This is a genomic window from Natroniella acetigena (assembly GCF_023227745.1).
GTDB lineage: Bacteria > Bacillota > Halanaerobiia > Halobacteroidales > Halobacteroidaceae > Natroniella > Natroniella acetigena.
Genome location: NZ_JALKBX010000072.1, coordinates 1 through 10,624 on the forward strand (window position 1 = coordinate 1; position 10,624 = coordinate 10,624).

At 32.5% G+C, this 10,624-nt stretch carries 14 protein-coding genes; 11 read left to right on the forward strand and 3 right to left on the reverse strand.

Annotation, left to right across the window (positions count from 1 at the left end; all coding sequences use genetic code 11):
* Window positions 1-232 precede the first annotated feature (232 nt).
* From MWH25_RS11730 to MWH25_RS11760, 7 genes are all read left to right on the forward strand, one after another.
* Window positions 233-511: a DUF1292 domain-containing protein gene (locus MWH25_RS11730; protein ID WP_248627838.1), complete on the forward strand. Its 279-nt coding sequence runs from the start codon at window positions 233-235 to the stop codon at window positions 509-511.
* 96 nt (window positions 512-607) lie between these two features.
* A complete protein-coding gene (locus MWH25_RS11735) occupies window positions 608-907 on the forward strand; it encodes a DUF4258 domain-containing protein (protein WP_248627839.1) in 300 nt (99 codons plus the stop codon).
* 440 nt (window positions 908-1,347) lie between these two features.
* Window positions 1,348-2,358, forward strand: coding sequence for an endolytic transglycosylase MltG (mltG, locus tag MWH25_RS11740; protein WP_248627840.1), 1,011 nt, complete (start codon window positions 1,348-1,350; stop codon window positions 2,356-2,358).
* Between the two features lie 53 nt (window positions 2,359-2,411).
* Window positions 2,412-3,059: an O-methyltransferase gene (locus MWH25_RS11745; RefSeq protein WP_248627841.1), complete on the forward strand. Its 648-nt coding sequence runs from the start codon at window positions 2,412-2,414 to the stop codon at window positions 3,057-3,059.
* Window positions 3,060-4,283, forward strand: a complete 1,224-nt coding sequence (locus tag MWH25_RS11750) for a peptidase U32 family protein (protein WP_248627842.1) — start codon at window positions 3,060-3,062, stop codon at window positions 4,281-4,283.
* 6 nt (window positions 4,284-4,289) lie between these two features.
* Window positions 4,290-4,514, forward strand: coding sequence for a DUF4911 domain-containing protein (locus MWH25_RS11755; RefSeq protein WP_248627843.1), 225 nt, complete (start codon window positions 4,290-4,292; stop codon window positions 4,512-4,514).
* Between the two features lie 169 nt (window positions 4,515-4,683).
* Window positions 4,684-5,400 (forward strand): LysM peptidoglycan-binding domain-containing protein, encoded by a 717-nt coding sequence (locus MWH25_RS11760; protein WP_248627844.1) that lies wholly within the window; start codon window positions 4,684-4,686, stop codon window positions 5,398-5,400.
* A gap of 183 nt (window positions 5,401-5,583) precedes the next feature.
* Here the strand turns inward: MWH25_RS11760 and MWH25_RS11765 are convergent, their stop codons facing one another.
* Together MWH25_RS11765 and MWH25_RS11770 are read right to left on the reverse strand one after the other, a co-directional pair.
* On the reverse strand, window positions 5,584-5,889 hold the full coding sequence (locus MWH25_RS11765) for an ArsR/SmtB family transcription factor (RefSeq protein WP_248627845.1): 306 nt from the start codon (window positions 5,887-5,889) through the stop codon (window positions 5,584-5,586).
* Window positions 5,890-5,973: 84 nt separating this feature from the next.
* Window positions 5,974-6,144 carry a hypothetical protein gene (locus MWH25_RS11770; protein ID WP_248627846.1) on the reverse strand — a complete coding sequence of 57 codons (171 nt, stop codon included), beginning with the start codon at window positions 6,142-6,144 and terminating at the stop codon, window positions 5,974-5,976.
* Window positions 6,145-6,872: 728 nt separating this feature from the next.
* Between MWH25_RS11770 and MWH25_RS11775 the strand changes: the two genes are divergently transcribed.
* Window positions 6,873-7,322, forward strand: coding sequence for a hypothetical protein (locus MWH25_RS11775; RefSeq protein WP_248627847.1), 450 nt, complete (start codon window positions 6,873-6,875; stop codon window positions 7,320-7,322).
* A gap of 245 nt (window positions 7,323-7,567) precedes the next feature.
* Complete coding sequence (locus tag MWH25_RS11780) at window positions 7,568-7,768, forward strand: hypothetical protein (protein WP_248627848.1); 201 nt, start codon at window positions 7,568-7,570, stop codon at window positions 7,766-7,768.
* A 21-nt stretch (window positions 7,769-7,789) separates the two neighbouring features.
* Here MWH25_RS11780 and MWH25_RS11785 read toward each other — a convergent pair whose 3' ends face one another.
* Window positions 7,790-9,220 carry a recombinase family protein gene (locus MWH25_RS11785; protein ID WP_248627849.1) on the reverse strand — a complete coding sequence of 477 codons (1,431 nt, stop codon included), beginning with the start codon at window positions 9,218-9,220 and terminating at the stop codon, window positions 7,790-7,792.
* Between the two features lie 368 nt (window positions 9,221-9,588).
* On the opposite strand from MWH25_RS11785, the gene MWH25_RS11790 reads away from it, so the two are divergent.
* A complete protein-coding gene (locus tag MWH25_RS11790) occupies window positions 9,589-9,840 on the forward strand; it encodes a PDDEXK family nuclease (RefSeq protein WP_248627850.1) in 252 nt (83 codons plus the stop codon).
* 157 nt (window positions 9,841-9,997) lie between these two features.
* Complete coding sequence (locus MWH25_RS11795; protein WP_248627851.1) at window positions 9,998-10,582, forward strand: tyrosine-type recombinase/integrase; 585 nt, start codon at window positions 9,998-10,000, stop codon at window positions 10,580-10,582.
* Window positions 10,583-10,624 lie beyond the last annotated feature (42 nt).

Genomic DNA, 10,624 nt, shown 5'->3' on the forward strand with positions numbered 1-10,624 from the left:
TTGCCAATGTACAATTAAACTTAAGTAACAAAGGGTAATTAAAAATCCGTAGAAGGATTTTTACATCTACGGAGAGTTCGCAGGACTCGGAGGAGAGAGTAGGAAGCAAATTTACAATGTAGGATTGAGTTTAAGTTTAAGTCTAAGGTTAAGTAAGTAATAAACCCTTATATTTTTGGATTGACTTAATCTCAAACTTAAGCTATCAATAACAAAGAGGTGATGATTAAAAATGGAAAATGAAGGTAGAATCAAAGTGGTAGACGAAGAAGAAGGTATTGTTTTATTAGAAGAGCATGATGGGGAGCAAAGAGAATATGAAATAGTAACTGTATTAGATGTTAAAGATGAAACTTATTTAATCTTACTCCATGAGGATGATAATGATACTGGGGAAGGATATGCTTTAAAGGTTGTTGAAGATCAAGAAGGTAATAAAGCCTATCAACCAGTGGTAGATGAAGATGAGCTAGTTAAATTACAACAAGAACTAACTGAAAGCCAGCAGTGATTTTTTTGTTTTCCCCCTTCTTTTTTGAATTCAGGTATAAAACCTGTGAAAATAGTCAATACTGATAATAGAAATTCAAATGAAAGGGGGATTTATATGTTACTAACAGAAACTTTTTTAGATGATAGGTACTTTAGAATAGAGAGTACGACTCATGCTTTAGAAAGAATGGAAGAAAGAGAGATAGAAAAAGAGTTGGTTACAGCAATTATTTTGAGCTTGGATCAGAAATTATTAAAGTATAATGATACTGGAGAAGAGATTGCGATTGTTGATCAAGAAAATAATTTGGCTGTAATTATTGAGGTAAGAGATTTTAAAGCGGTAGTCATCACTGTTATAGACCGTTCTAATATACATATTAAAGACGGTACTCGGCTTGAAGAAATAGCATGATTATTAAAGGTTTTGACTAGGCATTCTGAACTCGATGGGGTTCAGGATGCCTAATTTAATTATAGGGGTATTGAAGTAAAGCTTTATTACAATTATGTGTCACTTCCAGTGACACATAATTGAGTTGACAGTGTACGGTTTACAGTTTACAGTTAAGATCAAAACCTTAAAAAATTAAGACCTTTGAAATGCCTTATGTTGGCAGGTTTATAGTGATTTTGATTTAAGTTTTTAATGGTTTTAACTGTCAACCGTCAACTGTAAACTGTACACTGATATATAGTGGCAAAGTGCCACTATATATCAATAAAAAGCAAGGTGATTAGAAAATTATGTATCAAGTTGACGTATATGATATAGGGGACGAAGTTTTTATCATTTGCGAAATCTTAAAATATTGTTTATAATAAGGGAGAAATAGAGATGAAGGGATGTGACAGATGATAGTTGCTAAAGTTTTAAAAAGAACAGGGATTCTTCTATTATTAGTATTAGTTTTAATTAATTTTGCTTTGTTTAATTATGGGCGGCAGTTATTAGAGCCTGTAGATTATAATTTAACTCAAACAGATAAATTAGTTGAAATTGAACCAAATACTTCAATCAATAGAATTGGAAAGATGCTATATCAGAAAGGTTTAATTCGGAGTCCTTTCATTTTTAGAATCTATTTGAGAGTTAAGGATTTATCAACGGGTGTACAAGCTGGTCATTATAAATTAAATTCGGGAATGTCGACCCCTGAAATTATCGATAAGTTGGTTAGAGGGGAAACTGCTGATTACACTATTACCGTCTTTGAAGGAGCTAGGGTTGAACAGATTGCAGATTTGTTGGCTAGAGAGGGGGTTGATCGGGACAAGTTTTTGGGGTTGGCCCGACATAAAAAGCTAGATTTTTTACCAGAGCGGGATGATGTCAAGTATAATTTGGAAGGTTTTTTATATCCTAATACTTATCGGATTCCTTATGGAAGTTCTGAGCGTGATGTGATTAGGATTATGGTCAATGAATTTAAGAGACAGGTCAATTTTTTAGAGGAGCAGATAGAGGATAGTGATTATGACTTGTATGAGATAGTAACTATTGCATCTTTGATCGAAGGAGAAAGAAAGGTAGCAAGTGAAGAACCTTTGATTGCTAGTGTGATTTATAATCGACTAGAGATAGGAATGAGGTTGCAGTTAGATGCTACAGTTCAATATAGTTTACCTGAGCATAAGTCGAGGTTATTATATAGGGATTTAGAAGTAGATTCACCATATAATACTTATAAGATTTCTGATTTACCGCCAGGGCCAATTAATAATCCTAGTTTATCAGCTATGAGATCTGCTTTAAATCCTGCTGAGACAGATTATTTATATTATGTGGCAACGACTGGGGGCTATCATGAATTTACTAGAACTTATCAAGAGCATTTAGAAGTACAACGAGGATTAAATAATTAAGCTGTTAAAGGGAATAATAATTGAAGGTTGATAATTTAATAAGGGTGGTATTAATGAGTAATATCTTACAGGAATGGATTATTGATTATTTAAGAGAAGAACAACAAGCACTACCAGAAGAGTTAAAAGAGATTGAAGCAGAAGCTAAAGCAAGGAATATACCGATTATTGAGCCAGAAGTTGGAAATTTATTGAGTTTGCTAGTCCAGATTAATGCTCCTCGTAGAATCTTAGAATTAGGGGCTGCTACTGGATATTCTACTTTGTGGTTGGCTAAAGAGTTTAAGGGGGAAGAGATTGTAACGATCGAGTTAAAGGAAGCTGATGCTCGGCAAGCAGAGCAAAACTTTAAGCGGCTTGGTTATAATAAGATTGAACTGATGGTTGGAGATGCACTGGAGATTATGCCCCAATTAAGTGGTAAGTTTGATTTGATCTTTATCGATGCAGCTAAAGGGCAGTATCTTAATTTTTTAGAAGAAAGTCTTAATTTAGTTACAGATGGAGGTTTGATTATAGCAGATGATGTTTTATTTAAAGGGATGATTGCTGATGATCGCTTTTATCATCCACGTTATAGTACTTTAGTTAAAAGGTTAAGAGAATATGTAGAGCGAATTATGAATCATCAGCAATTAAGTTCATCGATAATTCCATTAGGAGATGGAGTAGCAATTAGTGTCAAGAGGGAGGAAATATAAGTGGAAATACCAGAATTGTTGGTTCCAGCAGGCAATTTAGAAAAGTTAAAGATGGCAGTCTTATATGGAGCAGATGCCGTTTATGTAGGAGGAGAAGATTATGGATTACGTAAGAAGGCAGGAAATTTTTCTATCGAAGAGTTAGAAGAAGGGATTGGATTTGCTCATCAAGAGGGGGTAAAGGTCTATGTTACGGTCAATATTATTCCCCATAATGATGATTTGATCGGTTTGCCTGAATATATTGAACAGTTACAAGAGTTAGGGATAGATGCTGTCATTGTAGCAGATTCAGGAGTCTTTTCAATCGTTAAGGAGGTAGCTTCTGATTTAGAAGTACATATTAGCACGCAAGCTAACAATACCAATTGGGCAAACGTTAAATTTTGGAAAGACCAAGGAGCGGATAGGGTTATCTTGGCCCGGGAGTTGTCTTTAGAAGAGATTAAGAAGATTGAAGAGAGGGTTGATCTTTCTTTAGAGGTATTTATGCATGGAGCGATGTGTATCTCCTATTCAGGACGCTGTTTATTAAGTAATTATATGATCGATCGTGATGCTAATCGAGGAGAATGTGCCCATTCTTGTCGTTGGAAGTATACTTTGATGGAGGAAGAACGCCCTGGTCAATATTATCCTATTTATGAGGATGAACAGGGAACATATATTTTTAATTCTAAAGATCTATGCATGATCGAGCATCTACCTGAATTGATTGCTACTGGGGTAGATAGTTTAAAGGTTGAGGGAAGGATGAAGAGCTTACATTATGTAGCTACAGTTGCTAATGTATATCGGAGAGCATTGGATGAGTATAAAAAAGATCCAGAGAATTATCAATTTAATCCTGAATGGCTGACAGAATTAAAGAAGATCAGCCATCGGCACTATACTACTGGGTTTTATTTTGGTAAGCCTAGTGGTAAGGAGCAAAATTATAGATCTTCTGGTTATTCTAGAGATTATGATTTTATGGGGATTGTTCGTGATTATCTTCCTCAGACAGAAGAAGCGGTAATTGAGGTCAGAAATAAATTTTTTCAAGGGGATCAAGTAGAGATCTTTGGCCCTGAGACCGATACTTTTGTCGAAGTGATAGATCAGATCAAGGATGAAGATGGCCAGGAGATTGAAACTGCTCCTCATCCACATCAATTAATTACAGTCAAGGTAAATCAATCCGTCAATAAATATGATTTAGTCAGGCGAGAGCGGGAAGGATAGATTAAAGTGGATACCCAAACTATGGAAGTTAAAATAGTAAAAAAAGAATTGGCTTTTGTTGATAAGATATTAAAGGCTTATGAAGGTTTAGCAATGGTTACTGTGGTAGGAACAGAAGGGGAGATTGGAAGGTTGAAATTGGAGTTTACTGAAGGTACTAAGGATGATCTTTTAAAAATATTGAATGATTTACAGAATAAAGTTTCTTTGGAGATTATTGAAGAGGAATAAATGATCTTGATAGGCACAATAGGCTCAATTACCTCGAATGATAGTACTAAAGTCTAGAAGGGGATTAATATAAATATACTAAAAACCCATAAAATAAAATATTAAAATTAAATAATAGTCGAAGGCAGGATGCATACTATTATTAAACAGAAGTAATGGAGGTAATTAAATGCAGAAAAAAAGAGGAATTATTATTATTTTATTGGTGACTTTTCTTTCGATTCCAGTACAAGTACAAGCTAACACTTTAGGACGGGCTTATTATGAGATAGAAATTTCGGGAGGTAATTATTTTCGCTATATTATTCAACCTGGAGATACATTGTATGAGCTTTCGCAGCGGTTTAAAGTTGATTTGGATACCTTACAAGAATTAAATTCAGAAGTAGAGCCTACTAATTTATTGGTTGGGGAAGAGGTTAAGATTAATATAAATGATGATAAGCTTGATTATTATATTGCTCTTCCTAATGATAGCCTTTGGAAGTTAACTCAAAGGCATAATCTTGATTTAGAAGAAATTGTTGAATATAATGGTTTTACTAACCCCAATTATATACTGAAAGATGAGGTTATTCGATTACCAGAAGAAATTTTTACCGCTAGAAATAGGGATATTAAAGTTATTGAGTTTGAGTCACAAGATAATGAACTCAGAGTTTCAGGGTTGGCCCGGGTTTTTGAAGCCCATGTTAGTTATGCTTTAGAGACTGAAGACGGTCAAGTTTTAAAAGAGGGCGGCACAACTGCTTCTATTGCTGGTCCGCACTGGGGGAGTTTTGAAATAGAATTAATTGATATTCCTTCGGAGGCTGATTACTTAACTGTATTTTCAGTTAGTATGAAAGATGGCAGTCGACAAAGCGAGATGGAGTATCAACTCTAACCCTTTAAGACGTTATCTCTTTATTTTTTGATTAGTTAAATTTTTTAGTTCTAAAATGTTTGTCAGTTTTAGGTGATTCTCTTCAAATTACAACAAAGCACACCGTTAACTTGCTGTTAGGTGAAGTAGTGCTACGGTTTAATAAAAAAGCCCCCAACAAGTAATAGTTTAGGAGGCGTTATTCTATTCTTTTTCATTACAACAGTGACCATTTTTTGAACTCATATACACAGAAAGCTGTTTTAAATTATCAGATAAATTAATTAATTTTTTATTCTTAGCAGAATAGTGTACCCAATATCCTTTTTTTTCTCCAATTACAAATCCAGCTTCTCGTAATTTTTTTAAATGTTGAGAAACTGAAGACTCAGAAATATCTAATTTTTTAGCTAAAGATTTTACACAATGTTGCTTATTTAATAATAACGATAATATTTTTAATCTATTTGTATCCGCGATTGCTTTTAAATCTAAAACTATTTTTTCCAAATTATCTACCTCCATTCATTTCTAAGTCTTATTATTATACTTTCCCTTATATTCTTTTTAGCTTTAATTTAATTATTCTACTTCTCATGACTTATCTCCTTCTGTTAATTTTATAAATATATCTTCTAAATTAGGATCTAAAGTGTTGATTGACTTAATTTTAGTTTTATGGTTTCGGGCTAAATTGGTTAATTTATCTGGATTGTCTGTATAAATTTTATATTTATCTCTTTCTTTTTTCACTTTATTAACCATATTCCAGTCTTTAAATTTAAAGCAGTATTTCTATCAAAGCTAACTCTAATAGATTGATTGTTTTTAATAGTTCATTTTAAATTTTCAGGAGTATTAATAGCAGCAATTTTTCCTTTGTTGATTATAGCAATCTTATTACAAAGACTATTTGCTTCATTAATATTATGAGTCGTTAAAAATATTGTCTTTCCCTTAACATAATAATTTAGGGTCTGCTTATATAAGCAGACCCTAAATGAATTTTTACTCTGACTTACAAGAATGCTCTTTTTCTTCACCATGACACTTTTTTATCTGTTCAGGAGAACATTCACTAGGCTTACCTTTTAATCTTTCAGGATGCTCACATTTAGAATCACACATTGAAAATTACCTCCTTATAATTTAATTAAGTGAACACTTAATTAAATTATAACACACTAAATTAGTTTGTCAACTATTAAATTCATTGGTAAAAAAATAATCCTCTTAAAAGTTTTACTTTTATATATATATTATCTTAGCACTGTAGCACTATTTCGCCTAACTCGATATTATTGAAATAGATTTCGTGAATATCTTATTACCTTTAAATTTTAAAGGAAGTAAGAAGAGGCTATTTAAAGGTTGTTAGTATATAATATGGGAATAAGCCTCAGTAAAAAAACTTTAACTTGGTATAATAATAAATCATTTGTAAAAAATAATAGATATATTAGACTTCAAATAATCAATAAAAGGGTGAAAAAATGCCAACTTATTTCGTGTATCCGATATACACTGGAATTTTAGCTTTAATTCTTTTTATTCTTGTACCAAGAGAATCAATCAGGGAATTAGTATTTCATGGTGTTGTTTTTGGAGGAATAGGTGATTTTCTAGCTATTTTATTTTATTCTCATTTTCTTGGAGTTCTTGATTACATTAATTACGGGCCATTTGGTCTTAAAGGAATGCCTTTTTTCCCGATTTTAGCTTGGACCATTTGGTTTATAATGTTTTTTTATTTTATGCCGGATAATAAAACATTTAGAAATATTTATATGGTAACTGCAGCTGCATATTCGACTTTCTTTTCTAATATACTAGTTAATCTTAATATTTTTAAATGGAATTACAGTAATATTGTATTACCTTTCCTTATTTATATTAGTTGGTTTTCTATATCAGTTTGGATCAAAAAAGAATTGATTGAGTAGTGAAAAATGAATCACTTTTCTTTTTTTATTAATTTTAGCTCTTTAATTAATGTTGTGAAAAATTTAGTTCATTGTAATTAGCACCTGCAATACAGCCTCTTTGTTTTTGTTGAAGAGAAATAAATAATCAGGACAGGCACAATAGGTTCAATTACCTCATATAGATATAAATAGAGAGTGGTTTCAATGTGGGGGGTGATTGGTCAGTGGTGCCTTCTTTTTTTATTCATTTAAGTTCTAATTTGATGGATGGGCTTTTGTTATTGGTTTCTTACATTTCTAATGGGACGATTTTTCCTCAACCTTTAGATAAAGAAGAAGAAAAAATATACTTAGAAAAGTTAAAAAATGGGGAGTCAGACGCTAAAAATGTTTTAATTGAACATAATATGAGGTTAGTAGCTCATATTGTGAAAAAATTTGAGAATACAAAGTTAGTATTATGACAAACATTAGTTACATACAGTTTAAAATTTATAGAGTATTTCGATCAACTCTTGCTTTTTGCTGATCTTGATCTCTTTTACGATAGAGTGAAGGGCGTTCTTTTTTTGTTGGATGCTTACATTATCGCTAACTAGTGTATCTTTAACATCTTTGACTTTCTTAATGAATAAGTCCTTATCTATCTCATCATTTAATTTACCTTCCAGTTCTTTAATTTGGTTTTGTAGTTGTTCTTTTTCTTGCTCAAGTCTTACTTGATACTTCTTCAGTTGTTCCAAATTAATCACACCAGCTTCAAATGCTTCCATTTGTTTATCAAATCGACTATCTATATCCTCTAATCTCTCTTTTATTCCTTCGTATTTGGACGAAATATCGGTTTGGTTTGTCTTTGCTATTTCTATATCATCTAATGGGACAAACCCCTTAGAAACTTTATCTATGGCTTGTATAACAGCATCTTCGATATCTTCCATCCGATGATGATTGACATAGCAGGTTCTATCCTTTGAATAAGTAGTGCATCTAAGATAGACATACCTCTTTCTTTTACCATTGGCTAATTTTTGGTTAGAAAAATTTCTGTGCATTTTTCCACCACACTCATAACAACGGGCTACCCCTTGGAGTAAGTAAGTGCCGTATTTTTTGGAGCTTCTTTTTTTCTTTCTCTTTTGTAATAACTCCTGGACTAGCTCAAAATCTTCTCTAGAGATAATAGCAGGGTGGTTGTTCTCAATTCTTACATCCTGCCAGGTGAATACTCCTGTATAAGCTTCATTTTTCAATATATTATTGATTGCAACATCAGACCAGTTTCTTTCATCTTTGAATTTATGAGTATGCCTATTGAAGTCTAGTGCAATTGAAGCAGTACCTTGGCCATTAATGTACTTTTGGAATATCCGTTTGACTATTTTAGATTTTTCTTGATCTATTCTATATTTACCATCTTCTCCAATCTTATAACCTATTGGAGCTTTACCTACAGCTTTTCCTTGTTTAGCGATGTGGTATTGGCCCTTTTCGACTTCTTTAGCTAGGTTGTCGCTATAAAACTCTGCGACAACTTCCATAATTCCTTCGACCATCTTGCCGACTGCTCCATCACCAAAGTCCTCTTTGATGCTGATTACATCAACATCACAATCCCTTCTTAATAGAGACTTATAGACTATAGAATCTTCACGATTACGAGCGAATCGATCGGTCTTATGGATCAGTACGGCATTATAAGTATCAGGATCAGATTTAATATCAGAGATCATTTCCTGGAAAGCGGGGCGGTCAGAAGTTTTGGCTGATTCTCCTCGATCGACATACTCTTTGACAACTTGATAGCCATTGGCAGCTGCATAGTCCTTAAGTTGATTTAGCTGAGCTTCTATACTGACACCTTGTTCTGATTGTTTAGTTGTGCTGACACGAGCGTAAAGAACAGCTTTTTTCATAAGATCGCTCCTTTCATTAGTATTATTGTATATCAGAATTAAATTTAAATAAAGTTAAAATTAAAAATTAACTTTATATGCTTAGAAATAATATAGAAAATAAGGGATAGCCTTCAAGTATTATTGAGTTAAATATCTTAAATACTACTCTTTTAATAAATAAAAGTCTTATTTTTAGAGGTAGGAAGGTAAAGGGGTGTTATTTATATAATTATTATTAAGAAAGGTTAAGGAATGGAGGTAGAAGAGCTTGTTGAGTGATAGGGAGTATAACTTTATACAAGAGCAACTAAAAAAGGTTAATGGTATAGGAAATACAACTGCAAATAAAGGAATTAGATCTAAATATAATAGATATTAACCCTTTTTTGATTAGGGCACTAAAGTTTGAACAAGCTGAGGAAGTTATATTATTTTATTTATATCAGAGAATTACTCGTTCAATTGTTACTTCTTGGGGGATGACAGTAGAAAATATAGCAAAGTCTTGTGGGGCTGAGGATGTTCCAGCTAAAGAGAATGTAAGCTATAAAGGAAAAAGGTTTGATATTAAAAAGAAGGTTAGTTATACACCTATTATTGATCTTCGCTCAAGTAGCGGAGATCTTTTGATTTCCTAAAAAAACTGTAAAATTTTTATTACTATAGGATTGCTTTTGAAAATATTTAGTAGAACTTTATATTTTAAATTTGAATAAATTTCTAGTGCTTGAATTTTTTAATCTTGCGAACTAGATAAAAACAAAAAGATTCAAATAATTACAAAGGAGAGATAGAATGGGGAATAGGGTAGAACCGATTAGAAGTAAAAAGAAGATAGGAGAAATAAAAGAGATGCTGTTACAAAAAAGAAAGTGGCGGGATTATACTTTATTTGTTTGTGGTATTAATTTTGGTCTACGAATTGGTGATTTGTTGCGGTTAAAGATTAAGGATGTAGTTAATTCAGATAGAGAAATTAAAAACAGCTTTGAAATAATTGAACAAAAGACCGGAAAAAGAAATACGATTAAGATTAATCAGTCAGCAAGAAAGGCAATTGAATTATTATTGGAAAAGACACTTGTTGAAAGAAAACTGGGGAATTATGTTATTCATAACACCTATGATTACAGCAAGTCCATCAGTCGGGTTCAAGCTTATAAGCTAGTACGTAAATGGTGTCGCAAGGTGAAAATTGTCGAAAAAGCGATTGGAACTCATACTTTACGAAAAACTTGGGGGTATCATGCCCATCAGGAAGGTATCAGTATTTCTATCATTCAGGCTAAATATAAGCACGAATCGGTCAAAACTACCCACCACTATCTAGGGATTGAGGAAAAAGCAGTAAATGCTGCTTATAACAAGGTTAATTTATGATTTAGTTTACGTAGGAAGTTAACATAAGTCTCATTATGTTAA

What these genes read in the sequence shown, in the direction of transcription:
- MWH25_RS11730 (WP_248627838.1), top strand. Translation starts at nt 233, where the DNA reads ATGGAAAATGAAGGTAGAATCAAAGTGGTAGACGAAGAAGAAGGTATT.
- MWH25_RS11735 (WP_248627839.1), top strand. Translation starts at nt 608, where the DNA reads ATGTTACTAACAGAAACTTTTTTAGATGATAGGTACTTTAGAATAGAG.
- mltG (WP_248627840.1), top strand. Translation starts at nt 1,348, where the DNA reads ATGATAGTTGCTAAAGTTTTAAAAAGAACAGGGATTCTTCTATTATTA.
- MWH25_RS11745 (WP_248627841.1), top strand. Translation starts at nt 2,412, where the DNA reads ATGAGTAATATCTTACAGGAATGGATTATTGATTATTTAAGAGAAGAA.
- MWH25_RS11760 (WP_248627844.1), top strand. Translation starts at nt 4,684, where the DNA reads ATGCAGAAAAAAAGAGGAATTATTATTATTTTATTGGTGACTTTTCTT.
- MWH25_RS11770 (WP_248627846.1), bottom strand. Translation starts at nt 6,144, where the DNA reads ATGGTTAATAAAGTGAAAAAAGAAAGAGATAAATATAAAATTTATACA.
- MWH25_RS11775 (WP_248627847.1), top strand. Translation starts at nt 6,873, where the DNA reads ATGCCAACTTATTTCGTGTATCCGATATACACTGGAATTTTAGCTTTA.
- MWH25_RS11780 (WP_248627848.1), top strand. Translation starts at nt 7,568, where the DNA reads ATGGATGGGCTTTTGTTATTGGTTTCTTACATTTCTAATGGGACGATT.
- MWH25_RS11785 (WP_248627849.1), bottom strand. Translation starts at nt 9,220, where the DNA reads ATGAAAAAAGCTGTTCTTTACGCTCGTGTCAGCACAACTAAACAATCA.
- MWH25_RS11795 (WP_248627851.1), top strand. Translation starts at nt 9,998, where the DNA reads ATGGGGAATAGGGTAGAACCGATTAGAAGTAAAAAGAAGATAGGAGAA.